The sequence below is a fragment of the Streptomyces sp. NPDC001604 genome (assembly GCF_042893475.1).
GTDB lineage: Bacteria > Actinomycetota > Actinomycetes > Streptomycetales > Streptomycetaceae > Streptomyces.
Genome location: NZ_JBIAUY010000001.1, coordinates 98,646 through 121,683 on the forward strand (window position 1 = coordinate 98,646; position 23,038 = coordinate 121,683).

The 23,038-nt window shown below is 70.2% G+C and carries 25 protein-coding genes and 1 pseudogene; 16 read left to right on the forward strand and 10 right to left on the reverse strand.

All coding sequences use genetic code 11. The features are described 5' to 3' along the window. From ACFY1E_RS00460 to ACFY1E_RS00470, 3 genes and pseudogenes are all read left to right on the forward strand, one after another. Positions 1-124, forward strand: a 124-nt coding sequence (locus ACFY1E_RS00460; RefSeq protein ID WP_389071547.1) for a DUF1731 domain-containing protein, incomplete at its 5' end; no start/stop codon positions are given. 71 nt (positions 125-195) lie between these two features. Further along, a pseudogene (locus ACFY1E_RS00465) lies at positions 196-333 on the forward strand (DUF1731 domain-containing protein); the annotation flags it as partial. Positions 334-520: 187 nt separating this feature from the next. Further along, the gene (locus tag ACFY1E_RS00470) at positions 521-1,870 is read left to right on the forward strand and encodes an NAD(P)/FAD-dependent oxidoreductase (protein ID WP_389069658.1); all 1,350 of its coding nucleotides are present in this window, start codon (positions 521-523) and stop codon (positions 1,868-1,870) included. 93 nt (positions 1,871-1,963) lie between these two features. On the opposite strand, the gene ACFY1E_RS00475 is transcribed toward ACFY1E_RS00470, so the two are convergent. After that, positions 1,964-3,400: a regulator gene (locus tag ACFY1E_RS00475; RefSeq protein WP_389069659.1), complete on the reverse strand. Its 1,437-nt coding sequence runs from the start codon at positions 3,398-3,400 to the stop codon at positions 1,964-1,966. Between the two features lie 252 nt (positions 3,401-3,652). Between ACFY1E_RS00475 and lipB the strand changes: the two genes are divergently transcribed. The 4 genes from lipB (at position 3,653) to ACFY1E_RS00495 (ending at position 6,734) form a co-directional block, all read left to right on the forward strand. Beyond that, positions 3,653-4,453 (forward strand): lipoyl(octanoyl) transferase LipB, encoded by an 801-nt coding sequence (gene lipB / locus ACFY1E_RS00480; protein ID WP_389069661.1) that lies wholly within the window; start codon positions 3,653-3,655, stop codon positions 4,451-4,453. 73 nt (positions 4,454-4,526) lie between these two features. Continuing rightward, the gene (lipA, locus tag ACFY1E_RS00485) at positions 4,527-5,492 is read left to right on the forward strand and encodes a lipoyl synthase (protein ID WP_389069662.1); all 966 of its coding nucleotides are present in this window, start codon (positions 4,527-4,529) and stop codon (positions 5,490-5,492) included. Positions 5,493-5,771: 279 nt separating this feature from the next. Then, positions 5,772-5,972: a hypothetical protein gene (locus ACFY1E_RS00490; RefSeq protein ID WP_389069664.1), complete on the forward strand. Its 201-nt coding sequence runs from the start codon at positions 5,772-5,774 to the stop codon at positions 5,970-5,972. Positions 5,973-6,032: 60 nt separating this feature from the next. Continuing rightward, entirely contained in the window at positions 6,033-6,734 is a 702-nt protein-coding gene (locus ACFY1E_RS00495) for a DUF4191 domain-containing protein (RefSeq protein ID WP_389069665.1), read from the forward strand. Positions 6,735-6,797: 63 nt separating this feature from the next. Here the strand turns inward: ACFY1E_RS00495 and ACFY1E_RS00500 are convergent, their stop codons facing one another. Then, the gene (locus ACFY1E_RS00500; protein ID WP_389069666.1) at positions 6,798-7,265 is read right to left on the reverse strand and encodes an RDD family protein; all 468 of its coding nucleotides are present in this window, start codon (positions 7,263-7,265) and stop codon (positions 6,798-6,800) included. 198 nt (positions 7,266-7,463) lie between these two features. Here ACFY1E_RS00500 and glnA point away from each other — a divergent pair, with 198 nt between their 5' ends. The 4 genes from glnA to ACFY1E_RS00520 all read left to right on the forward strand — a co-directional run bounded on the left by glnA (position 7,464) and on the right by ACFY1E_RS00520 (position 10,866). Beyond that, on the forward strand, positions 7,464-8,873 hold the full coding sequence (gene glnA, locus ACFY1E_RS00505) for a type I glutamate--ammonia ligase (protein WP_389069668.1): 1,410 nt from the start codon (positions 7,464-7,466) through the stop codon (positions 8,871-8,873). A gap of 112 nt (positions 8,874-8,985) precedes the next feature. After that, positions 8,986-9,249, forward strand: a complete 264-nt coding sequence (locus ACFY1E_RS00510) for a hypothetical protein (protein WP_389069670.1) — start codon at positions 8,986-8,988, stop codon at positions 9,247-9,249. A 113-nt stretch (positions 9,250-9,362) separates the two neighbouring features. Further along, positions 9,363-10,280, forward strand: a complete 918-nt coding sequence (htpX, locus tag ACFY1E_RS00515) for a zinc metalloprotease HtpX (RefSeq protein ID WP_389069673.1) — start codon at positions 9,363-9,365, stop codon at positions 10,278-10,280. Position 10,281: 1 nt separating this feature from the next. Continuing rightward, complete coding sequence (locus tag ACFY1E_RS00520) at positions 10,282-10,866, forward strand: hypothetical protein (RefSeq protein WP_389069675.1); 585 nt, start codon at positions 10,282-10,284, stop codon at positions 10,864-10,866. A gap of 28 nt (positions 10,867-10,894) precedes the next feature. Here the strand turns inward: ACFY1E_RS00520 and ACFY1E_RS00525 are convergent, their stop codons facing one another. From ACFY1E_RS00525 to ACFY1E_RS00550, 6 genes are all read right to left on the reverse strand, one after another. Next, a complete protein-coding gene (locus ACFY1E_RS00525; RefSeq protein ID WP_389069677.1) occupies positions 10,895-11,194 on the reverse strand; it encodes a hypothetical protein in 300 nt (99 codons plus the stop codon). A 223-nt stretch (positions 11,195-11,417) separates the two neighbouring features. Then, the gene (locus ACFY1E_RS00530; protein ID WP_389069678.1) at positions 11,418-12,152 is read right to left on the reverse strand and encodes an ANTAR domain-containing protein; all 735 of its coding nucleotides are present in this window, start codon (positions 12,150-12,152) and stop codon (positions 11,418-11,420) included. 89 nt (positions 12,153-12,241) lie between these two features. Continuing rightward, the gene (locus ACFY1E_RS00535; RefSeq protein WP_389069681.1) at positions 12,242-13,105 is read right to left on the reverse strand and encodes an ANTAR domain-containing protein; all 864 of its coding nucleotides are present in this window, start codon (positions 13,103-13,105) and stop codon (positions 12,242-12,244) included. 24 nt (positions 13,106-13,129) lie between these two features. Further along, entirely contained in the window at positions 13,130-14,998 is a 1,869-nt protein-coding gene (locus ACFY1E_RS00540; protein WP_389069682.1) for a CheR family methyltransferase, read from the reverse strand. A 19-nt stretch (positions 14,999-15,017) separates the two neighbouring features. Continuing rightward, positions 15,018-15,617: a chemotaxis protein CheB gene (locus ACFY1E_RS00545; protein ID WP_389069685.1), complete on the reverse strand. Its 600-nt coding sequence runs from the start codon at positions 15,615-15,617 to the stop codon at positions 15,018-15,020. Between the two features lie 22 nt (positions 15,618-15,639). Further along, positions 15,640-16,980, reverse strand: coding sequence for a DUF2252 domain-containing protein (locus ACFY1E_RS00550; protein WP_389069687.1), 1,341 nt, complete (start codon positions 16,978-16,980; stop codon positions 15,640-15,642). Between the two features lie 323 nt (positions 16,981-17,303). Between ACFY1E_RS00550 and ACFY1E_RS00555 the strand changes: the two genes are divergently transcribed. Continuing rightward, on the forward strand, positions 17,304-18,485 hold the full coding sequence (locus ACFY1E_RS00555) for a winged helix DNA-binding domain-containing protein (protein WP_389069689.1): 1,182 nt from the start codon (positions 17,304-17,306) through the stop codon (positions 18,483-18,485). Between the two features lie 165 nt (positions 18,486-18,650). On the opposite strand, the gene ACFY1E_RS00560 is transcribed toward ACFY1E_RS00555, so the two are convergent. Further along, a complete protein-coding gene (locus ACFY1E_RS00560) occupies positions 18,651-18,959 on the reverse strand; it encodes a hypothetical protein (RefSeq protein ID WP_099928355.1) in 309 nt (102 codons plus the stop codon). Positions 18,960-19,112: 153 nt separating this feature from the next. Here ACFY1E_RS00560 and ACFY1E_RS00565 point away from each other — a divergent pair, with 153 nt between their 5' ends. Further along, the gene (locus ACFY1E_RS00565; protein WP_344406342.1) at positions 19,113-19,472 is read left to right on the forward strand and encodes an arsenate reductase family protein; all 360 of its coding nucleotides are present in this window, start codon (positions 19,113-19,115) and stop codon (positions 19,470-19,472) included. A 161-nt stretch (positions 19,473-19,633) separates the two neighbouring features. Continuing rightward, on the forward strand, positions 19,634-20,338 hold the full coding sequence (locus ACFY1E_RS00570; RefSeq protein WP_389069693.1) for a hypothetical protein: 705 nt from the start codon (positions 19,634-19,636) through the stop codon (positions 20,336-20,338). A 3-nt stretch (positions 20,339-20,341) separates the two neighbouring features. On the opposite strand, the gene ACFY1E_RS00575 is transcribed toward ACFY1E_RS00570, so the two are convergent. Beyond that, entirely contained in the window at positions 20,342-21,208 is an 867-nt protein-coding gene (locus ACFY1E_RS00575) for an alpha/beta fold hydrolase (protein WP_389069695.1), read from the reverse strand. Between the two features lie 90 nt (positions 21,209-21,298). On the opposite strand from ACFY1E_RS00575, the gene ACFY1E_RS00580 reads away from it, so the two are divergent. After that, positions 21,299-21,727, forward strand: a complete 429-nt coding sequence (locus ACFY1E_RS00580) for a MarR family winged helix-turn-helix transcriptional regulator (protein WP_389071550.1) — start codon at positions 21,299-21,301, stop codon at positions 21,725-21,727. A gap of 274 nt (positions 21,728-22,001) precedes the next feature. Next, on the forward strand, positions 22,002-23,033 hold the full coding sequence (glnII, locus tag ACFY1E_RS00585) for a glutamine synthetase (RefSeq protein ID WP_389069697.1): 1,032 nt from the start codon (positions 22,002-22,004) through the stop codon (positions 23,031-23,033). Positions 23,034-23,038: the final 5 nt, after the last annotated feature.

Below are 23,038 nucleotides of genomic sequence, written 5' to 3' on the forward strand. Positions count from 1 at the left end.
CGAAATGGCCGGGGACGTCCTCGGCAGCGCACGCGTACTACCGAAACGACTCCTGGAGTCCGGCTTCACCTTCACGTTCCCGGACATCGAAGGAGCCCTCACGGCCGCACTCGCGGAACCATAGGCCCGAGGCGCCCCAAGATCACCACGGCCATGGACAACGTGCTGCGCCGGCGGACGCTGATCCCGTGCTCGCGAACCGTCCTCGGCGAAATGGCCGGGGACGTCCTCGGCAGCGCACGCGTACTACCGAAACGACTCCTGGAGTCCGGCTTCACCTTCACGTTCCCGGACATCGAAGGAGCACTCACGGCCGCACTCGCGGAGCCGTAGGGCTCAGGCGGTCCGGGGGCGCAAGAAAGAAGGGGGGACCGTATGCGACCGTTGTGCGACCGTGCTCTGTTCATGCGCGACTGCACTTGACCGATCGCGGCCCTAACCTCGACCCGAACTCGGGTATCCCTGGAGCCAGTTGGGGGCATGACGTCTCCACCGGCCGCGCAACCTCGAGGAGGGGCACGTGCTTGAGCCCGCGTACCAGGCGGACGTCGTGATCGTGGGAGCCGGGGTTGCCGGACTCTCCGCCGCGCATCGGCTGACCAGCGCAGGAGTGACGACCGCGGTTCTGGAGGCCGCCCCTTGCGTGGGGGGCCGCATGTCGACGGAGAAGGTCGACGGATTCCGGCTCGACCGGATCGGCCAGCTGCTGTCCACGGCATATCCCGAGCTACGGCTCACCCCGGGGCTGGACGCGCTCGCGCTGCGCCCGTTCGCGCCCGGCGTCCTGCTGCACAGCGACGGACGCCACCATCACGCGGGCGCCCCGGCGGCCGCGGGGGGCGCAAGGGGCGCACTCCATGCGGTACGCGCCCTGGCGAGCGCCCCCGCCAAGAACGCCCCCCGGACCACTGCCCCGCTCGGCACCGCAGTGGACCAGGCCCGCCTCGGCAACGCCCTGTCCCGGCTCGCCACGATCCCCATCGAACGCCTGCTGTCGCGACCGGAGTTGCCCGCCGCCCAGGCCCTCACGGCCCGCGGTGTCCCCGCCCGCACGATCGACGGCTTCCTGCGCCCGCTGCTGGCCGCCCTGCTCTGCGACCCGGACCTGACCACCTCCAGCCGGTGCGCCGACCTCGCGCTGCGCGCCTTCGCCTGCGGGCGCCTGTGTCTGCCGGAGGGCGGCGCCGAGCTGCTCCCGGAGCTGCTCGCCCGAGCGCTGCCGCCCGGCACGGTCCACACCGGCGTCCGCGTCACCTCGGTCTCGACCAGCGCGGTCACGACCGCCGAACACGGCGAGATCCGCTGTCGAGCCGTACTCCTCGCGACGGACGCCCGCGCCGCAGCCGACCTGCTCCCCGGCCTGCGCGTACCGGACTTCCACCCGCTGACGGTCCTTCACCACACCACGGACGAGCCCCCGACCACAGGCGCCTCCCTCCTCCTGGACGCCGACCGCAGCGGCCCGGTCGCCCACACCGCGATCGTCAGCGCGGTGGACCCCAGCCGCGCCCCCGCGGGCCGCGCCCTCATCTCCACCACGGTCCTCGGCCCACCCCCGCCCGAACTGGACACCGCCGTACGCATGCACCTCTCCCGCCTCTACGGCACCTCGACCACACGCTGGGAGACGCTGGCCGTCCACCACACCCCGGAGGCCGTCCCCGCCATGCGCCCACCGCACGATCTCCGGCGCCCCGTAAGGCTGCTGGCAGGCCTGTACGTCTGCGGCGACCACCGGGACACCAGCACGGTGCAGGGAGCCCTGCACTCGGCCCACAGGGCCTCCACAGCCATCCTCACGGACCTCGGGGCGGCGGGCTCGATGCACAGGGCGGACCCACCCAGCAGCGCGGTCAAACAGGCAGCGTGAGCAACCGCGCCCCCAAAGGGGCGCGGGGAACTGCGCGAGAAACCACGACGATCGCCGCACGAGACATACAGCGCTCGGAGTTACGGCGAACAGTCACCCCAGCGCCGCGACCTTGTCGCGATACCCCCGCACAGGCGCCGCATCCTTATAGGGCTCCAACCGCCTTTCAAATTCCCGGACATACTCAACAGCACGGACAGACCGCATTTCCGCCGCAGCACTCGCCGCCTCAGCCCCCAGCGCACAGGCCTGATCCAGCTCCCCCAGCCCAAGCCTCGCAGAGGCCAGCACCACCCGGCAGAACAGCCGACTCCGCGCATACGCAGGCGCACGCAACTGCAGTGACCGCTCCGCATGCTGCGCAGCCGCACGGAACTGCTGCAGATCCCGGTGCGCATGCCCGAACTCGTCGGCAAGCTGCGCCTCGTCGAAGAACCGCGCCCAGTAGGGCACCTCGTCACCGGATCGTGCGGCCTCCAGGGCCCGCTCCGCCCGCACCAGCGAGGCGGTGCAGTTGCGCACCTCGCCGAGCACCCCGTGCCCGCGTGCCTCGGCCGAGTGCAGCAGCGCCTGCACCACCGGCGGGGCGGTGGTCCCGACACCCTGCTGGGCGACCCGCGCCAGCTGCACGGCCTCCCGCCCATGGCCGAGATAGACGGCCTGCCGGCTCATGGTGACGAGCACGTACGAGCCGTACGCCCGGTCCCCGGCCGCCTGGGAGAGCCGCAGCGCCTGCACGAAGTACCGCTGCGCGAGCCCGTGTGCGGCGATGTCGTACGACGTCCAGCCGGCGAGCCGGGTCAGGTCGGCGGCCGCGCCGAACAGCCGGCGGCCCGTCTGCTCGCCGTAGGTGCCGCGCAGCATCGGCTCGCACTCGTGCTCCAGGTAGCGCACCAGGGCCTGGCGGGCGTGGCCGCCGCCGTACTTGTCGTCGAGGGTGCGGAACAGTTCGCCGACCGAGCGGAGTGCGGCGATGTCGCCGGCGGTGACCTTCTGGCCGGGGCCGCGTTCGGCCTGGCCGCGCTGGCGGGGCACCACCGGGCGGCCCTGGGCGGGGACCCGGGCGGGCTGTTCGCCCCGGGCGACCTTGTCGTCGGCGCGGCCGATCAGCCAGTCCCGGCTGGGCACGACCAGGCCGGCGGGCGTGAACGCGATCTTGCGGAGTTCGGCGTGCGAACCGGAGTCCTTGCGCCACAGGCCGCCGACGATGTCGACGGCCTCCTCGGGGGTCGCGGCGAACTCGAGCCCGGCGTACACCGGCGCGCAGGCGTCGAGGCCGAGGTCCTGGGCGGTGAGGCGGCGGCCGAGGCGGCGGGTGAAGACCTCGGCGATCAGGGCGGGAGTGGTGCCGCGGGGCTGCTGCCCGCGCAGCCAGCGGGTGACCGACGTCTTGTCGTATCTGAGATCAAGCCCGTGTTCGAGGCCGAGCTGGTCGACTCGGCGGGCGAGACCCGCGTTGGAGAACCCGGCTTCTGCGATGAGCGCGGCGAGCTGGCGGTTGGGAGTGCGCTGCGCGGGTCGTTCCGTCATCTGCGGTGCGGTCTCCTGCCTTTCGGGCTACCGGGACCTCTGTCGGCCCCGTGTGCCCGGATTGCCTGTGAGCAGCCCTTATGGCCTCTGTGAACGGCGCGAATGTAGCGGAGAGTGAGCAGGTGGTCGCACATTTCGACCCTCGTTCATCCGATCGTGTGAGGATTGGCCCCAGGGCTGACGTGAGACGGTCGGTCGTACAGTGGCGTAGGCGCGTTTCGTGCCTTACGACCTTCTAGGGAGGCGCTTGCCGTGAGTGAGCTGCGGTTCGTCCGCATGGGATTCGGTGCCGAGGCCGTCGAGTACCAGACGGCGTGGGACGAGCAACGCCGGGTGCACGCGGCGCGCTTCGCCGACGAGATCCCCGACACCGTGCTGCTCCTGGAGCACCCGCCGGTGTACACGGCGGGCCGCCGCACGGCGGACAGCGAACGCCCCCTGGACGGCACCCCCGTCATCGACGTGGACCGCGGCGGCAAGATCACCTGGCACGGCCCGGGCCAGCTGGTCGGCTACCCCATCCAGAAGCTCCCTCGCCCGGTGGACGTGGTGGCCCATGTACGGCGCCTGGAGGAGGCCCTGATCCGCACCTGCGCGGAGTTCGGGGTGGAGACCACGCGGGTCGAGGGCCGCAGCGGGGTGTGGGTCCTCGGCGACCCGGTCGAGCAGCGTCCGTCGCTCGGCGGGCTGTCCCTGGACTTCGACCCCCGCCTGCACGACGAGGAGTTCGACCCGCGGATGAACGGCCCGGAGTACGCCCCGTCCAACGCCGGCCAGCGCCGCGAGGACCGCAAGATCGCGGCCATCGGCATCCGCGTGGCCAAGGGCGTCACGATGCACGGCTTCGCGCTGAACGTGAACCCGGACAACCGGTGGTTCGACCGCATCATCCCGTGCGGCATCCGCGACGCGGGCGTCGCCTCCCTCGCCGGTGAACTGGGCCGCGACGTGACGATCGCGGAAGTGCTGCCGGTCGTGGAGCGGCACCTGAGGGACGTACTGGAGAACGCGGACCTCAGGCCGAGGGTGATCGAGAAGACACCGGCCGCCTGAAGACCGCCGAAAGCTTTCAAATCAACGGGCGTACCCTTGAGCACGCCGAAGAATCAACGCTAGGGAGCCGGTCGTGTCCGCAGTCGCACCCGACGGACGCAAGATGCTGCGCCTGGAGGTCCGCAACAGCCAGACCCCCATCGAGCGCAAGCCCGAGTGGATCAAGACCCGGGCGAAAATGGGCCCCGAGTACACGAAGATGCAGAACCTCGTGAAGAGCGAGGGCCTGCACACGGTCTGCCAGGAAGCCGGCTGCCCGAACATCTACGAGTGCTGGGAGGACCGCGAGGCGACCTTCCTCATCGGCGGCGACCAGTGCACCCGGCGCTGCGACTTCTGCCAGATCGACACCGGCAAGCCCGAGGCGCTCGACCGTGACGAGCCGCGCCGCGTCGGCGAGTCCGTGGTCACGATGGACCTGAACTACGCCACCATCACCGGCGTCGCCCGCGACGACCTGGAGGACGGCGGCGCCTGGCTGTACGCCGAGACGGTCCGCCAGATCCACCAGCAGACCGCGGGCCGCGAGGCCGGGCGGACGAAGGTCGAACTGCTCGCCCCCGACTTCAACGCGATCCCCGAGCAGCTCGAAGAGGTCTTCTCCTCCCGCCCCGAGGTCTTCGCGCACAACGTGGAGACCGTTCCCCGGATCTTCAAGCGCATCCGCCCCGGCTTCCGCTACGACCGCTCGCTGAAGGTCATCACGGCCGCCCGCGACCACGGGCTCGTCACCAAGTCGAACCTGATCCTCGGCATGGGCGAGACCCGCGAGGAGGTCAGCGACGCACTGAGGCAGCTGCACGAGGCGGGCTGCGAACTGGTCACCATCACCCAGTACTTGAGGCCCTCCGTGCGCCACCACCCCGTGGAGCGCTGGGTGAAGCCGCACGAGTTCGTGGAACTGAAGGAGGAGGCCGAGCAGATCGGCTTCTCCGGCGTGATGTCCGGCCCGTTGGTCCGGTCGTCCTACCGGGCCGGCCGGCTGTACCAGATGGCCGTCGAGAAGCGCGGTTCCTACGTCGCTTCACAGGCCGTCTGACGGTCGCACGCCCCCTCGCCCGATGGCACGGAGTGCCACTACTCCGTGTGAATCTGGGCACAAGAAACTACCCGCCAGTAACGGCCGATTCGACGCGGTCCTGACAGTCCTCGCAGATGAGGGCACATGTCAGGGCCGCGTCGGTGTTTGCGCTCGTCGCATCAAGGCTTCATGGGTGTTTGACCGGTCGGTCACGCCCTGGTAACACCAATCAGTGACGCTGGACTCACGCCACGTACACCCGCCCCAGTGCCCGTATCCCGAGGGGGGACCTCAACTATGCAGGCCGCGCCGGTTCGCGCCAACGCCATCCCGTCATTCACCACTGCACTGCGTGCCGTCGAGTCGCTGCTCATGAGCAGCGGTCAGCGCACCGCCCGTCGCAATGCCTGGACCTCCGTCCTGGAGGACCGCCGCCGCGCCAAGGACCGGGTCGAGGCCCAGCGCGTCATGGAACAGACCACCCTCGTACGTCCCTGAATCCCACCCTCCGGACAGTGCCGTCGTACGGCGCTCCCGGGGCCACGTAGACTTCGTGGCATGGCGAGGAAGGAACCTGCAGCGGACGCTGCGAATCCCGGGCGACTGAAGCAGATCGCTCTGACCTACAAGATGACCCGCAAGGCCGACAAGAAGATCGGTCTTGTACTCGCGGCTGTAGGCATCGGCATCTTCGGTGTTTTCCTCGCGATCGGTTTCTTGATCGGTCACCCCATCTATCTCGGCATCCTGGGCCTGCTGCTCGCCTTCCTCGGAACGGCGATCGTGTTCGGGCGCCGGGCCGAGCGGGCGGCCTTCGGGCAGATGGAGGGCCAGCCGGGCGCGGCCGCGGCGGTCCTGGACAACATCGGCCGGGGCTGGACGACGACGCCCGCGGTGGCGATGAACCGCAGTCAGGACGTGGTGCACCGGGCCGTCGGCAAGGCCGGCATCGTCCTGGTCGCCGAGGGCAACCCGAACCGGGTGAAGAGCCTGCTGGCCGCCGAGAAGAAGAAGATGAACCGCATCGTGGCGGACGTACCGGTGCACGACGTCATCGTCGGCACGGGCGAGGGGCAGGTCCCGCTGAAGAAGCTGCGGACCACGATGCTGAAGCTGCCGCGGGTGCTCACCGGGCCGCAGGTGACGGCCACCAATGACCGGCTGCGGGCGATGGGTGACCTGATGAGCAACATGCCGTTGCCGAAGGGGCCCATGCCCAAGGGCATGAAGCTGCCCAGGGGTGGGCCGAAGGCCCGCTGAGTTTCCTGGTACGACGATGGGGGCGCCCGGAGTGATCCGGGCGCCCCCATCGTCGTACCAGCGTCAGATCCGCACCTCGACGGTGCGGGCCAGGCGGTCGTGGAGGCCCCTGCCGTCTCGGTCCCAGATCAGGGCCGGGATCGCGATGCACAGGAGGGCCGTGCGGAGGGTGGCGCGGAGGGGGCTCGGGCGGCCGGTGTCCAGGGCGACCACGCGGAGGCCGAAGAGGCGCTTACCGGGAGTGAAGCCGACCGTGCCGACGGTCAGGACGCCGAGCAGGAAGAAGATGAGCAGGGCCCAGTTGCCGGTCGCCTGGTTGTAGCCGTGCGTGACCAGACCGTATGCGATCAAGAGGCACAGCCCCCAGTCGACGAGAAGGGCGCCGAACCGGCGGCCCGGGCGGGCGACGGAGCCCGGCCCCTCCTCCGGCAGACCGAGCTGCTCGCCGCGGTATCCGAAGTCGACACCGGCTTCCTCTGCGGCCGCGCGGGGGCCCGAGAGCCATGAGCCGATTGCATCCCTGTTGTCCACGCGTCCACGGTACTGCGCCCGTTTCGCGATACGGACAGGTGGGGGTAGAGCGGACCCGCTCCGGTTAACTTGTGCGAAACAAATGGGTCACGCCCGAGAAATCACCCGTCCCTAGTGTCGGGGACAGCGTGTGCCACCGCACTGGCCGCACGAACGAACTACCACCCCGGCGAGGCGGTCGGGAGTAGGAGGAGCTGGATGTTCCAGAACGCCGACGAGGCCAAGAAGTTCATCGCGGACGAGGACGTCAAGTTCATCGACGTCCGCTTCTGCGACCTGCCCGGTGTGATGCAGCACTTCACGGTGCCGGCAGAGGCCTTCGACCCGGCCGAGGAGCTGGCCTTCGACGGCTCCTCGATCCGCGGCTTCCAGGCCATCCACGAGTCCGACATGGCGCTCCGCGCCGACCTGTCCACCGCGCGCGTCGACCCCTTCCGCCGCGACAAGACGGTCAACATCAACTTCTTCATCCACGACCCGATCACGGGCGAGCAGTACTCCCGTGACCCGCGCAACGTGGCGAAGAAGGCGGAGGCCTACCTGGCGTCCACCGGTATCGCCGACACCGCGTACTTCGGCCCCGAGGCCGAGTTCTACGTCTTCGACAGCGTGCGCTTCCAGACCTCCGCGAACGAGGCCTTCTACCACATCGACTCCGAGGCCGGCGCCTGGAACACCGGTGCCCTCGAGGACAACCGTGGTTACAAGGTCCGTTACAAGGGCGGCTACTTCCCGACCCCGCCGGTCGACCACTTCGCCGACCTGCGTGCCGAGATCTCCCTGGAGCTGAACAAGGCCGGGCTGAACGTGGAGCGCCAGCACCACGAGGTGGGCACCGCCGGCCAGGCCGAGATCAACTACAAGTTCAACACGCTGCTCGCCGCGGCCGACGACCTCCAGCTCTTCAAGTACATCGTGAAGAACGTCGCCTGGCGCAACGGCAAGACCGCGACCTTCATGCCGAAGCCGATCTTCGGTGACAACGGCTCGGGCATGCACGTCCACCAGTCGCTGTGGGCCAACGGCGACCCGCTGTTCTACGACGAGGCCGGCTACGCGGGCCTGTCGGACACCGCCCGCTACTACATCGGCGGCATCCTCAAGCACGCCCCGTCGCTGCTCGCCTTCACCAACCCGACGGTGAACTCCTACCACCGTCTGGTGCCGGGCTTCGAGGCGCCGGTCAACCTGGTGTACTCGCAGCGCAACCGCTCCGCGGCCATGCGTATCCCGATCACGGGCTCCAACCCGAAGGCCAAGCGCGTCGAGTTCCGTGCGCCCGACTCCTCCGGCAACCCGTACCTGGCCTTCTCGGCCCTGCTGCTCGCGGGTCTGGACGGCATCAAGAACAAGATCGAGCCCGCCGAGCCGATCGACAAGGACCTCTACGAGCTGGCCCCCGAGGAGCACGCGGGCGTCCCGCAGGTCCCGACCTCGCTCCCGGCGGTCCTCGACTCCCTCGAGGCCGACCACGAGTTCCTGCTCGCCGGTGACGTCTTCACGTCCGACCTGATCGAGACGTGGATCGACTACAAGCGCGCGAACGAGATCGCTCCGCTGCAGCTGCGTCCGCACCCGCACGAGTTCGAGCTGTACTTCGACGTGTGATCGACGCCTGTCCCAGGCACTGCGCCCGCGCCCCCGTTGTCGTACGACAGCGGGGGCGCGGGCGTATGTTCTATTCTGCCTCTGCCGATGACATGACACGGGGGTGGACGGGATGCCGGAGCACGAACACGACGACCAGGAGCGGGAGTTCGACCTGCGGTGGGCGGACGACGCGGAGCACAAGGAGCCTTCGGCACGGGCCCGGATGCTCGCCGCGCGGTGGAGGGAGAACCCGCCGGAGCCGCAGCCGTTCCGCGCGGATCCCGAGCCGGTGGCGCCGCGCCGCTCCTCGTGGGTGTCGACGGCGATCGTGCTGGGCAGTGTCGCCGCGATCATCCTGCTGCTGGGGTACGCACAGTTCCGGGCGCCGTACTAGAGGCCCCTCACAGGGACCTTTTGCGGCTCCTAGAGCCGTTCGGAACCACTTCATGGCAGTGGCCGGGTGCACACTGGCAGTGGGACGAGTGCCTGACTGCGGGGTGATGGCAGATGCAGAGCCGCTTCCGGAGCGACCGGCGGTTGACCGTGCGGATGACGGTCACGATGTTCCTGCTCGGGTTGCTGTACGTGGCGTTCGTCGCCGCGTTGATCGTGTTGCTGAAGTCGTGGCTGCTGGTCGTGGTGCTGGTGGCGGCGATGTTCGTTGCGCAGTTCTGGTTCTCCGACCGGATCGCGATGTTCGCCATGCGCGGGCGGGTCGTGGAGCGCGAGGAGTATCCCGAGCTGCACGCGGTGGTCGACCGGCTGTGCGCGATCGCGGACATGCCCAAGCCGGTGGTGGCGGTGTCCGAGATGGACATGCCGAACGCGTTCGCGACCGGGCGCAATCCCGACCATGCGGTGGTGTGTGTGACGACCGGGCTGCTGCGGCGGCTGGAGCCCGCGGAGCTCGAGGGCGTGCTCGCGCACGAGCTGTCGCACGTGGCGCACAAGGACGTCGCCGTGATCACGATAGCGTCGTTCCTCGGCGTGATCGCGGGCCTGATCGTACGGTTCGCCTTCTACTCGCAGCTGTTCGGCGGAGGGCGCCGGGACCAGAACACCGCTGCCGTCTTCGCCGCGGTGATGGGTGTGTCGGCGGCCGTGTACGCGATCAGTTTCCTGCTGATCAGGGCGCTGTCGAGGTACCGGGAGCTGGCCGCGGACCGGGCGGCGGCGCTGCTCACCGGGCGGCCCTCGGCGCTGGCCTCCGCGCTGACCAAGGTCTCCGGCGACATCGCACGGATCCCGACCAAGGACCTGCGGACGGCGCAGGCCTTCAACGCCTTCTACTTCACCCCCGCGGCCGGCAAGGAGCCCGGCATCGAGCGGTTCTTCTCCACGCATCCGAGCCTGGAGCAGCGGCTCGACCAACTGGGGCGGATCTCCGCCGAGTTGGGTGAGGCGGCAACACCCGGAAAGGGGTGACATGGGGCTCCTGGACATTCTGCTCGGCCGTACGAAACCGGTCCTGCCCGATCTCGATCAGCTCTTCGCGCTGCCGTCGGCGGCCGTGACCCTCGAGGCCGCGGCCGGTTTCACGCCGACCGGCACGGGTGCGGTGTGCTTTGCCACGGTCGAGGGCGGGGCCTTCGAGCAGACGCACCGGGAGGTCCAGGCCCTCCTTGACGCGGATGCCGACCGGGAAGGACCCCCGGTGGAGCTCAGCCAGGACGGGTACGGCTACTCCTGGCTGGTCTCACGCCGCTCCCCGGGCCAGCTGTCCGAGCTGGTCAACGATCTGCACGCGGTGAACAGCTCGATGGAGGTCAACGGCTTCGGGCCGCAACTGCTGTGCTCCCTGGCCGGTTTCCAGGGCGAGGGGGGCCGGCGGCTCGCGCTGGTCTATCTCTACAAGCGCGGCACGTTCTACCCGTTCGCGCCGCTGCCCGGCGGTGGGCAGCGGCGCGACAACGCGCTGGAACTGCAGGTGAAGGCGGCGCTCGCCGACGACCTGCGGATGGAGCAGGACCTGAGCCGCTGGTTCCCGGTGTGGGGTGCGCCGGGACTGTGACCGGCGCCTGTCAGCAGGTCGGTTCGTCTCACTTGCTCTTCTCGCGCTGCTGGCGGCGCGACTCCAGGGGGCGCTCGCGAGCGTAGCGGCGCTCCCACTTGGCCTGCATGTCACGGCGCTTGCGGTAGGCCTGGTACGTGGCCGGCATCGACCCCGACGAGGAGCCCCCCGACGACTGCGAGGACTGCGAGGCGGAGCCGCCCTTGGTGCCGCTGCGCCCGTACTGCGTGTACAGGAAGAGTACGGCGGCCGCGGCCAGCCACCAGACGTGGTTTCCGAATCCTAAAAGCACCAGGACGGCGGTCCCGGCTATGACGATGGTGCCCATGACGGGCCTCCGTGTGGGCGTGGATGAGTGAGCGGTGATGGTTTTTCCGTCCCGGCGGGGCGCTGGGGGATGGGCGCCCGTCCGGCGGTGCGTAGAGAGTAGCCCCGAGTCCGCAGGGTGATGCCTGTCCTGCGGCAAGCGGTGGTGGGCAGCTCCGCAATGCATGTCCAGCGTAGGGAGACGGTCACCGGGCGTGCATCCGGTTTTCCGGCTGCCTCGGCGTTCAGTCCGGCTGCAGGTCCAGCTTCCGTTCCACCACCTCGCGGGCCACCTCCGTCAGACGGCGGCGGTGCGAGCGGGCGTGGGAGCGCAGAACGCGGAAGGCCTCGTCGACGGTGATGGAGTGCCGGGCGGCGAGCGTGCCCTTGGCCTGTTCGATGACGATACGGCTGGTCAGCGCCTGGCCCAGTTGGTCGGCCAGGGCCCGGCTCTCGCGCAGCCGGCGCTCCCGTTGCAGGGTCCAGCCGGCGGCGTCGGCGAGGGACTGGCCCAGCGCCAGGAGGTCGGGGTGCAGCGGTGTGCCGCCGCGGCCCAGCAGCACCAGGGCGCCCAGGGTGTCCTCGCCGGCGCGCAGGGGCAGCGCGGCGACCCGGTCGTAGCCCAGTTCCACCGCGTGGGCCGTGTAGCGCGGCCAGTCCCGGCGGGCCCGGTCGCCGTCCAGGGCGGTGTCCGGCACCGGGAGGCCGGTGCGGCGGGCTTCCGACCCCGGCCCCTCGCCCCAGGTGGCGGCGGAGCGCGCCAGGTGCAGCAGTTCCTTGCCGGTGCCGGCCACCTCGGGACCGCAGGAGTCGTCGGGTGCGTACAGCACGACCGCGGCGCAGTCGCCGAGCAGTTCAGTTCCGTGCGCGGCGAGGGCCGCGAGGAGCCCCGTCGGATCGGAGGCCTCCGTGACCGGGCTGGCGGCCAGGTCGACGAACGCCTGTGCCAGCTGCTGCCGCGACGGGGATACCGTGCTCATCAGCTTCCCTTCGTCTCCCGTCGTCTCCCGGAACCGGTCGCGGCTCGGGTTCCGCAGTCTTCCCTGTCGACGCCCGGCTGCCACCCGTTTCAGGCAAGTCGCAGCTCGCCCCGCACGATGCGTTCCGCGACGGCGTGCGCGGAGACGCCCTCGGTGAAGGCACGTGCCTTGATCAGTTCCAGTGCGTCACTCACCGAGCAGTCGAGCTGGACGGAGACCATGCCGGCGGCCTGGTGCACCAGGGCGCGCAGGTCAGTGCCGCCGTACAGTTCGGGGTCACCGGCCGGGTTGAGGATCATGGTGCGGGTCAGGACCTCGGCGACCTCCGCGAAGGTCTGCGAGCCGGTCACTCGGGAGGCGGCGTCGAAGACGGTGAGGGCACCGACACAGGTGCCCTCCATGCTGAGCGGTACGGCCGTCACCTCCTCGATGCCGAGTTCGCTGACTGCCGGCCCGTAGCCGGGCCAGCGGTCGGTCATTCCCGAGCCGGTCGCCGTCACCGCCCGGACCTGCCTGGTCGCGTCCCGGGCCGGGCCCTCACCGAGCAGGAACTCCAACTCCTGTGCGGCACGGGAGGGCTCGTCGGAGGCGGCGAGCGAAAGCTGGTCGAAGGTGGCTCCGACCAGCGTGAGGGCGGCGCTCCGGGTGCCGCAGGCTGCCGCGACACCCGTCATGAACAGCGGCCGCGGAGTGCTCGTGGCGCCTGCCCAGCCCGCGAGCCGGGCCGCGTAGCTCTCGTGGAGCCGGGCCGCGGACCGATGGCAGGACGCGGTCGAGCGGTGGACTGCGGCCATCCGCAGGTGCGTGTCCCTGCGCACTTCGCTGACCGCCTGCTCGGCGAGGGCCTCCTGCCTTTCGGCGCTCCTGGTCTCCTGCGCGGAACGTGCACGCGCCGTAGCGGCTCTCCGCTCCGCGGAAGCCATGGGGTCCTGGGACCCGCCGACAGTGGCCATACCGGAAGCGTACGCCCCGCTCGCTCACCCGGGGCCGTTCGCCCGGCCTTCTTCCATCAGCAGCACGACACCGCCGTTGTGGGCGTCGAAGGGGCTGCACTGCACCAGGCAGGTGATGGCCCTGCCCAGACGGTTGACGGACGGCACGGGCAGCGGGTCTCCCCGCCGGCCGCTGTCGACGCAGTTCTGGATGATCTCGCGCAGCTTCTCGGTGGGCAGACCGAAGTCGAGACCGAAGAAGGGCTGGTCGATGACTTCGTCGGGACGCAGGCCCCACAGGTCCACTGCGCCGCGGTTCCAGCTCTTGACCTTCAGGCCCTGGTCCAGGACGACGACTCCGGCGGCGATGGAGGTCAGCACGGCCTCCAGGAAGGTACGGGCCTCGTCCAGTTCCTCGGTGCGGACCCGCATCTCCTCGTTCATGGTCTCCAGTTCCTCGTTGCCGGACTGGAGTTCCTCGTTGGTGGTCTCCAGTTCCTCGTTCGTGGACTGGAGTTCCTCGTTGGTCGTCTCCAGCTCCTCGATGCTCGACTGGAGCTCCTCGTTGGTCGTCTCCAGCTCCTCATTGGTGGACTGGAGTTCCTCGTACGCCGTCTCCAGGTCCTCGCGTACGCGCTTGATCTCGGCCTTGAGCTGGGTGGTGACCGTGACGTCGGTGAAGGTGATGTTGGTGGCGGCGGTCATTCCGTCGACCCCGTTCAGGGGTTGGACCAGGATGTCGTAGTACTGGACCTCCTCGCCCGTCCGCCGCTCGGCGCCGTTGACGCGAAGGGTGCGGCGTTCGTGCGTGGCCTGTTCGATCAGCGAGCGAAGTTCCACGGGGCGGTAGGAGATCTCCAGATCCTGGAAGGGGCGCCCGATGTCGTTCGCGGTGAGGCCGAACTGCACGCGCGCGTGGCTGTTGATGAGCAGGACGGTGCCGTCGGAGTCGACGGCCACGGCCGCGCTCGGGGTCGAGTCGAGGATGAGGTCGCGCAGCTGCCGGTTTCGGGCGACCGAGTGCAGTTCGCCGCTCAGACCGCTCCTGATCTTCACCGGAGCGGCCTGGTACGGCGCCGTGGCCTCGCTGGGACGGCGCCGGAACACCCGCTGCCGCATGCTCATGACCGAGAACCGCTCGGCGTCGTTGAGCAGCATCTCGGCCTTGCCGAGGAAGAGGAAGCCACCCTCGCCGAGCGCGAAGTGGAAGCGGTCGACGATCTGCGTCTGCGCCTCGACGTTGAAGTACATCAGCGTGTTGCGGCACACGAGCAGGTCGAGGCGGGAGATCGGGGCGTCGCGGGTGATGTCGTGGCGGCCGAAGATGACTCTGCGGCGCAGATCGGGGCGGAATGCGAAGCGTGCGCCGCTCTGCTCGAAGTACTTGTCGCGCAGCTCGGTTTCCAGCGGTGCGAGCGACTTGGCCGAGTACAGACCGGAGCGGGCGTCGCGCAGCGCCTCGTCGTCGACGTCGGTGCCGTAGATCTTGACCCGGTCCAGGGTCTCGTCCAGGCCCAGCGCCTCGGCGAACATGATCGCCAGGGAGTAGGCCTCCTCGCCGCTGGAGCAGCCGGCGCTCCAGACCCGGATCTCGTCGTCGGCGCTGTTCCGGGCGAGCAGTTCGGGCAGTACCTCACGTTGCAGGAAGGTCCAGGCGTCGGGGTCGCGGAAGAAGGACGTGACGTTGATCAGGATGGTGTTGAACAGGGCGTTGAATTCATCCGCATTGGCCTCGAGCCGGTCGCGGTAGTCGGCGTATGTCGCGACGTCGACGTCCGCCATCCGCTTGCGGATGCGGCGGCCCAGGGACGAGCGCTTGTAACCGGTGAAGTCGAATCCACGGGCGTCGCGGAGGAAACCGAGGAGTTGCTCCAGTTCCTCGTCGGTCTCCAGGTCCGGCTGTCGCTCGCCCATTGCTGCCGCCACTTCTCTGCTACTGCTTCTCGGTCCCGACCAAACCGCGGATCACCGCGGCGATCTCCTCCAGAGGTAGCACGAAGTCCACTGTCCCCGTACCCACGGCCGCCTCGGGCATGCCGCTGAACTCGGCGGTGGAGGGATCCTGCACGATCACGGTGCCGCCGCGCGACTTGACCGCGTCCACGCCCATCGCGCCGTCCCGCCCGGTGCCGCTGAGCACACAGGCGATGGCCTTCGGCCCGTAGGCCCCCGCGACGGACTCGAACAGCAGGTCGGCGGAGGGCCTCACGAAGTGCACCAGCTCGCTGTCGGTGAGGGCCAGCCTGCCGCCGGGCCGCACCAGCAGGTGCCGGTCGGGGGGCGCGATGTACACCGTGCCCGGGTGGGTCTGCTCGTGGTCCTCGGCGAGCTTCACGGCCAGCGGTGTACGGCGGCCCAGGACGTCCGCGATGACGGTGCGGTGGCGGGGGTCCAGGTGCTGCACGACCAGTACCGGCACCGGCAGGTCACCGGGGAGGGCGCCGAGCAGGACGACGAGGGCGTTGATGCCACCGGCGGAGGAGGCGGCGACGACGACTTCGAAGCCGTCGGACTGTGGTGCGGAGAACTGCACCTGGCCAGCCTAGGCCCGGATGTCACGCTTCGGGGGCCGCCGCGACCACGCCCGCGGCGATCGCCGCGCCGAGGGCTGCGTGGTCCTTGGCGGTCTGGTCGGCGTAGGCGAGGGCGAAGTCGGCGACGGCCTGCTCGAAGGTGTCGGCGCCGCCGAGATACGCGGCGATGGCGATGCGGTCGCCGGAGCGGGCATGGGCGCGGGCCAGGGCGGTTCCGCAGAGGCGGGCGTATCCGAGCAGATCGGCCGGGCTCATGCCGGCCACGTCCGCGGAGCCCTTCATGTCGCGCAGCTGCCGCCAGTAGAAGGCGCGCCCCTGCGGCCCGCTCATCCACCCCAGGAAGATGTCACTCCCCGCCTGCAGCAGCCGCTGACCTGCGACGACGCGATGCCCAGGGTGAACGTACGGCCCGTGTGGCAGATGTTCCTCCCAGACGGACCTCCGAGCCTCCTTGATCTGCAGGAACAGGGGGTCGCTGTGATCCCGTCCCGTCAGGAGTACGACGAAGCAGCGCAGGCCGACGCTGCCGACGCCGACGACCTTGCGGGCGGCGTCCACGAAGCGGTAGCGGTCCAGGAGCAGACGGCGCTCCTCGGAGAGGGTGGAACGGTAGTCGCTGAAGATCTTGCGCAGGGAGGCCATGTCGGAGGCGCCGGTCGGTTCGAGGAGCGGTGGGTCGTGGATGATCCGGCGGCGCCCGTCGACCACTTCCGTCAGCTTGCCGAGGGCCTGCAGGCTGGTGCGGCGGCGGGCCCGGGTGAGGCTGGAGGCGACCTGTCTGCGGCGGCCGGCGGAGCGGACGAGGGGCAGCAGGCTGTCGGCGTCGATGCGCTCGTACCAGACGGCGAGCTCGCCCCGCCGGGCCAGCCGCCGCATCGCGATCCGATAGGCGGCCACCGCCTCCAGCGTCGCGCGCCGCACCTTGGCCTCGGCGTGCCCGTTCGCCCGCCCGGCCACGGCGACGGATGCGGCGAGCCGCTCGACGTCCCATTCGAAGGGCCCGGGGAAGGTCTCGTCGAAGTCGTTGAGATCGAAGAGAAGCGCCCGCTCCGGGGAGGCGTACAGACCGAAGTTCAGCAGGTGGGCGTCGCCGCACAGCTGCACGGTCAGGCCGGTGTGCGGCCGGGAGGCGAGGTCGGCGGCCATCACGGCGGCCGAACCGCGCAGAAACGCGAACGGCGACGCGGCCATCCGTCCGTACCGGATCGGCAGCAGCTCCGGCAGCCGGTCACGTCCCTGCCGCTCCAGTACGGCAACGGGGTCGGCCCGGTCGACGGGCGGGACCCACCCGGCATGCGCGGAACGTGCCACCCGCCGACGGGCGGCCTTCCCCCGTTCGGCGCGAACGACGGACGTGCTCACGACACCCACCGCGATACACCGCGCCTGCCCATCACGCCTCCGGTGCGGTCGCCCGCCATCGCCTCCTGTTCGCAGTGAAGGCGGGGGCGGGGGCGTGCGCATGCCGGGGGCGGCGATCGGGTGAGGACGCTTGCGCCGACGCCCCGGTTTTCGCGCCCCCGCCGCCCCTACCCGTCCCGTACCTGGGGGCTGCGCCCCCAGACCCCCGCTTTCGGCCTGAACGGCCTCGTCCTCAAACGCCGGACGGGCTGAGAGGGAGGACCCCTCGTTGTCAGTGCACTCGTGCAGGATGAGGGGACGGATGGTGTGACGGGGAGGCCGGAATGGTGCGGTACATCGGGGTGGCGGAGCGGCGGGCGCGGCTTGCGTTGCGGCAGCGGCTGGCTCCGGGGGCGCGGGCGGGCAGTCCGGAGGAGGTCGCCGGCACGCTGGTGGCGCTGCACGGGTCGGACCCGGCGACGGTGCATCTGGCGGTGGGCGCGCGGCTCGTGGACGCGGCGCGGACCGTGGCGGAGACCGAGCGGGCGCTGTACACGGACCGCTCACTGGTGCGGATGCACGGCATGCGGCACACGGTGTTCGTGTTCCCGACCGACCTCACCGCCGTCGTGCACGCCTCGACCGGGCTCACGGTCGCGGGCCGCGAACGGGCCTCGCTGCTCAAGGACATGGCGAAGGCCGGGGCGCCGGACGCGGCCTGGCTGAAGGACGTCGAGGAGTCGGCGTTGGCGGCCCTGGCGCGGCGCGGGCAGGCGACCGCGGCCGAACTAGCCGAGGACGAGCCGCGGTTGAGAGAGCAGTTCGCGTACGCGGCCGGCAAGAGCTACGAGGGCGTGCACACCGTTTCGACCCGGCTGCTGAGGGTGCTGGGCGTGGAGGGCAAGGTCGTACGGGGGCGGCCGCTCGGCTCGTGGACGTCCAGCCAGTTCCGCTGGGCCGTGGCCCCGCTGCACCCCGAACTCGACGTGGCCGAGGCGCAGTCGGTACTGCTCGGCCGCTGGCTCGCGGCATGCGGGCCCGCCACGGAGGCCGATCTGAAGTGGTGGACGGGCTGGAAGGTCACGGACGTCCGGCGTGCGCTGGCGGCGATCGGCGCGCAGGAGGTGTCTCTGGACGAGGGTGTGGGGTACGTCGCCCACGGTGACGTCGAGCCGGTGGCGGGCCCGGACCGGCCTTGGGCGGCGCTGCTGCCCGCGCTGGATCCGACGGCGATGGGGTGGCGCGAGCGGGACTGGTATCTGGCGCCCGAACTGCGGCCGTCGTTGTTCGACTACAGCGGCAACGTGGGGCCGACGGTGTGGTGGAACGGCCGAGTGGTGGGCGGATGGGCTCAGCGTCCCGACGGTGAGATCGTCTGGCGGCTGCTCGACAAGGACGGAGTGGGACGCGAGGCCGAGGCGACGATCGCGGCCGAGGCTGAGCGGTTGCAGGGGTGGGTGGGGGCCACGAAGGTGACACCCCGGTTCCGGACGCCGCTGGAGAAGGAGTTGGCGGGCAAGCTCTGAGCGCCGATCGCGCATCTTCAGCCCGTCCGGCGTCTTTTCAGCCCGTCCGGCGTTTGAGGACGAGGCCCCTTCAGGGCCGAAGCGGGGGTCTGGGGGCGGCAGCCCCCAGCAGACGGCGACGCACGTGCCGGGCACCCCGCAGGCACGGGGCACCCGGCACCACGCTCAACGCGAATACCGCATCAGCGCCCGCACCATGTGGCACGTCGTGTCCGACGGCGGGTGGACGCCGATCAGTTCGGCCGTGCTCCGGATCGTCTCGTTGCGGGCCTGGTTCGGTACGTACACCCCCCTGTCGAGCAGGGCGATGGCGAGCCGCATCGCCTTGAGGCGGCGGTTGTGCGTGACGTACCACTCGCGCGGACGGCCCGGCGGCAGCGGGCGCTTCTCCACGGGGGCGTAGGGCAGGTCGAGCAGGACGGGGTGCTTGGCGGTGGACTGGGTCGGCTTCGGCTTCAGTGCGGCAGCGGGCACAGGCATCCTCCTGTCGCGGTGAGGGTGTGGGAACGAACGGGGGTTTCGGCACCCCCCACACCCTCGAACACTTCTTCTAGTGTACCGCCCGGCACTGACAAAAGGCCCTGGCCACAGCGCCTTTGAGGGGACCTCAGGGGTACCTTTGACCCCATGGAGATCTGGATCAACCCGGCCTGTTCCAAGTGCCGCAGCGCCATCAGCCTGCTCGACGCCGAGGGCGCCGACTACACCGTCCGCCGCTACCTGGAGGACGTACCGAGCGAGGACGAGATCAGGGACGTACTCGACCGTCTCGGCCTCGAACCGTGGGACATCACCCGCACCCAGGAGGCCGACGCCAAGGAGCTCGGGCTGAAGGAGTGGCCGCGGGACGACTCGTCGCGCGCACGGTGGATCAAGGCCCTCGCCGAGCACCCCAAGCTGATCCAGCGCCCGATCATCACCGCCGACGACGGCACCGCGGTGGTCGGCCGCACCGACGAGGCCGTACGGGACGCCCTGTCCCGATAGTGACGACAGGCCCGACAGCAGGGGGCGGGGGCCGACGCTGTGAGCCGACTTCAACTTTCCTGTGACGCAGGTTACTTCAGTGACTCCTGTAACCACTGAGTAACTTCGTTCGGTATCTCGTACATAGCGGCGTACGCTCCCCTACCTCGCAGGAGGCGCGCATGTCGCGTAGGAGAAGTCTCGGTACGAAGAAGAAGATCGCGCTGCTGGTGAGCGCGGCGGCGGTGGCGGGAGGCGGCGCCTTCGTCATGGCGAGCACCTCGAACGCCGCACAGAGCCCTCAGGCCAAGACCCTGTCGGCCGCGGACTCGAACGTCTGCCAGGGGCTCGCCACTGCCCTCGGCAACAACCAGAGGTTCATCGACGGGCAGAAGGCCAACCCCGACGCCCAGTCCGCGGCCCGGATCGCCAACCGCGAGGCGGTCATCGCGCAGATCAAGGTCCAGCAGAAGGCGTCCGGTTGCACCGTTGGGGAGTCGGCTCAGGGCTCCCAGGCGACGCAGCCGGCGCAGAACGCCGGACAGCAGGCCGGCGGTGCGCAGCAGTCCGCGCAGCCCTCGCAGGCGGCCTCGGCACCCGCGGGAAACGCGAACGCGGGTGGTGGCGCTGCCGCCTCGGGCCGACAGGTGTGCAACGGCTCCACCGTCACCCTCTCCGGCGAGGGCGGCGCACCTGCCGCCTCCAGCAACCAGTTCCCGGCGGGGACGACGCTGAAGGTCACCAACCTGGACAACAACAAGTCCACGACGGTGAAGGTCACCTCGGTCTCCGGCAGTTGTGCCCTGCTCAACAACGCGGCCTTCGAACAGGTCCGGGAGCCCGGCAAGTTCCTCATCCGCCACGCACTGATCGAGAAGGTGGGGTGAGACTCAAGGGGTCAAGAACTCCGTGAGGCGGCGGCCGAGGTCGGCGGGTGCTGACTGCGGCAGCGCATGGTGGGAGACGCCGGGGACCACGACCGTCTCCGCGCGCGGCAGCAGCGCATCCGCCTTCGCCGCCATCTCGTACGTGTCACAGGTCCTGCTGTTCCCGGCCAGGAACAGCAGGACCGGCATGTCCAGGCCGCGCAGCGCTTCCGGCGCCGGGCGCGGACCGGTCACCGGCTTCGCGACGGAGGGGAAGCCGGCGGCCGCCTCCTGGAGGCGGAGCCAGTCGGGGTCGAGGGGCACTCCCCCGGTCTCCCACTCCAGCAGGGCACGGACCCGGCGGGGCGAGGGGCGCAGCACCAGCGGCAGGGCGTGCAGGAGATAGGCGGGCCGGTAGCCGGCGAAGCACTGGGTGGGGTCCAGGAGGAAGAGGCGACGTACGCGTGCGCGTGCGTGCAGCGTGCAGTGCAGGGCGATCCAGCCGCCGTACGAGTGCCCGCCCAGGTCCGTCTCCGCCAGGCCGAGGTCGTCCAGGACCGCGTCCAGCCAGGCCACCAGGTCGGCGACCGTACGGGGGTGACGGTCGCCGGCCTCGGTACCGCGGCCCGCGCAGCCGGGGAGGTCGACGGCGAACACGCGGTGGGTACGGGCCAGTTCGCCCGCCTGGGCGTACCAGCCGGCGGAGGTGGCTCCCCCGCCGCCGGGGAGCAGGACGACCGGGGGCGCGTGGAGAGGGCCGCACATGTTGACGTAGGTCGTCCCGAAGGGCGTGGGGACGGTCACCGCCTCGCGCTCGGCGGGCCACTTGGCCATGACCTTGTCGTAGGCGGCGAGGAAGCCGTCCATGTCGTAGGTGCTGCGAGCAGACACCGGAACCCCCTTATTATCTCGTTGAGCGAGATACTCGACGAGCGAGATAATAGTCGGAGGCAGCCCGTGCCGAACCCCCGGGGCCCAGAGATGGAGGTCGTCCATCTGCTGCGTGCGGCGACCGTCGAACTCGCCTTGCACAGCGCCCGGTTCGCGTCCCGCAACGGCATGCACCCCACGGACGTACGCGCCCTGATCGCCCTCATGGACGCCTCCCGCGCGGGTGAGCAGATGTCGGCCGGGCGGCTCGGCACCGCGCTCGGGCTGAACTCGGCGGGGACCACCGCGCTGGTCGACCGGCTGGAGCGGGCCGGACATGTACGGCGGCTCCGTGACCCGCGGGACCGGCGCAAGGTGGTGATCGAGGTGACCGAGCGTGCAGTGGAACTCGGGTGGTCGTCCTTCGGACCGCTGATCGAGCAGACGGTGGAGCTGCTGCAGGGGTACGACGAGCGGGAGCTGGGCGCGATCAAGGGGTTCCTGGCGGGGGTGCGGGACGCGGCCGCGGGGGGTGGCTGACCCTCCGGCCCCCGCACAACCCCATCGCATACGAGCCGCCGTACGACGGGCCGACCGCTCCCGCCGGCCTGGTCGACCTGTCGACTTGCTGTGCACCACCGGCCCTCACACCGTGAATCGCGCCACACCACCGCCAGGTAACACGGGGTTCACACTCGAGCAATGGCCGGGAAATCGCCTGTTGACAGGCTCGCGGGCATCCACCGCGGCGCCTCAGTGCCGCAGCGCCGCAGCACCCGCAAGTGCGTAGACACATCCCCGAAGGAAGTGGCCCGTGACCTTCAAGGCTGAGTACATCTGGATCGACGGCACCCAGCCGACCGCCAAGCTCCGTTCCAAGACGAAGATCATCGCGGGCGAGCCCGCCGGTCTGGACGCGCTGCCGATCTGGGGCTTCGACGGGTCCTCCACGAACCAGGCCGAGGGCCACTCCTCGGACCGTGTCCTCAAGCCGGTCTTCACCTGCCCGGACCCGATCCGCGGCGGCGACGACGTCCTCGTGCTGTGCGAGGTCCTCAACATCGACTTCACGCCGCACGAGTCGAACACCCGCGCAGCGCTGGTCGAGGTCGCCGAGAAGTTCGCCGCGCAGGAGCCGATCTTCGGTATCGAGCAGGAGTACACCTTCTTCCAGGACGGCTACCCGCTGGGCTTCCCCAAGGGCGGCTTCCCGGCCCCGCAGGGCGGCTACTACTGCGGTGTCGGCGCCGACGAGATCTTCGGCCGTGAGATCGTCGAGGCCCACCTGGAGAACTGCCTCGCCGCGGGTCTCGCCATCTCCGGCATCAACGCCGAGGTCATGCCCGGCCAGTGGGAGTTCCAGGTCGGCCCGGTCTCCCCGCTGGAGGTCTCCGACCACCTGTGGGTGGCCCGTTGGCTGCTCTACCGCACCGCCGAGGACTTCGGCGTCGCCGCGACGCTGGACCCGAAGCCGGTGAAGGGCGACTGGAACGGCGCCGGCGCGCACACCAACTTCTCCACCAAGGCGATGCGCGAGGGCTACGACGCGATCATCACCGCCGCCGAGTCGCTGGGCGAGGGCTCCAAGCCGCTCGACCACGTCAAGAACTACGGCGCCGGCATCGACGACCGCCTGACGGGTCTGCACGAGACCGCCCCGTGGAACGAGTACTCCTACGGCGTCTCCAACCGCGGCGCCTCGGTCCGTATCCCGTGGCAGGTCGAGAAGGACGGCAAGGGCTACATCGAGGACCGCCGTCCCAACGCCAACGTCGACCCGTACGTCGTGACGCGGCTGCTCGTCGACACCTGCTGCTCCGCTCTGGAGAAGGCCGGCCAGGTCTGATCCCC

Coding starts and splice junctions, on each gene's coding strand:
- ACFY1E_RS00475 (WP_389069659.1), bottom strand. CDS start 3,400: ATGACGGAACGACCCGCGCAGCGCACTCCCAACCGCCAGCTCGCCGCG.
- ACFY1E_RS00490 (WP_389069664.1), top strand. CDS start 5,772: ATGCAGGCCGCGCCGGTTCGCGCCAACGCCATCCCGTCATTCACCACT.
- ACFY1E_RS00495 (WP_389069665.1), top strand. CDS start 6,033: ATGGCGAGGAAGGAACCTGCAGCGGACGCTGCGAATCCCGGGCGACTG.
- glnA (WP_389069668.1), top strand. CDS start 7,464: ATGTTCCAGAACGCCGACGAGGCCAAGAAGTTCATCGCGGACGAGGAC.
- ACFY1E_RS00510 (WP_389069670.1), top strand. CDS start 8,986: ATGCCGGAGCACGAACACGACGACCAGGAGCGGGAGTTCGACCTGCGG.
- htpX (WP_389069673.1), top strand. CDS start 9,363: ATGCAGAGCCGCTTCCGGAGCGACCGGCGGTTGACCGTGCGGATGACG.
- ACFY1E_RS00520 (WP_389069675.1), top strand. CDS start 10,282: ATGGGGCTCCTGGACATTCTGCTCGGCCGTACGAAACCGGTCCTGCCC.
- ACFY1E_RS00525 (WP_389069677.1), bottom strand. CDS start 11,194: ATGGGCACCATCGTCATAGCCGGGACCGCCGTCCTGGTGCTTTTAGGA.
- ACFY1E_RS00530 (WP_389069678.1), bottom strand. CDS start 12,152: ATGAGCACGGTATCCCCGTCGCGGCAGCAGCTGGCACAGGCGTTCGTC.
- ACFY1E_RS00535 (WP_389069681.1), bottom strand. CDS start 13,105: ATGGCCACTGTCGGCGGGTCCCAGGACCCCATGGCTTCCGCGGAGCGG.
- ACFY1E_RS00540 (WP_389069682.1), bottom strand. CDS start 14,998: ATGGGCGAGCGACAGCCGGACCTGGAGACCGACGAGGAACTGGAGCAA.
- ACFY1E_RS00555 (WP_389069689.1), top strand. CDS start 17,304: ATGGTGCGGTACATCGGGGTGGCGGAGCGGCGGGCGCGGCTTGCGTTG.
- ACFY1E_RS00565 (WP_344406342.1), top strand. CDS start 19,113: ATGGAGATCTGGATCAACCCGGCCTGTTCCAAGTGCCGCAGCGCCATC.
- ACFY1E_RS00570 (WP_389069693.1), top strand. CDS start 19,634: ATGTCGCGTAGGAGAAGTCTCGGTACGAAGAAGAAGATCGCGCTGCTG.
- ACFY1E_RS00580 (WP_389071550.1), top strand. CDS start 21,299: ATGGAGGTCGTCCATCTGCTGCGTGCGGCGACCGTCGAACTCGCCTTG.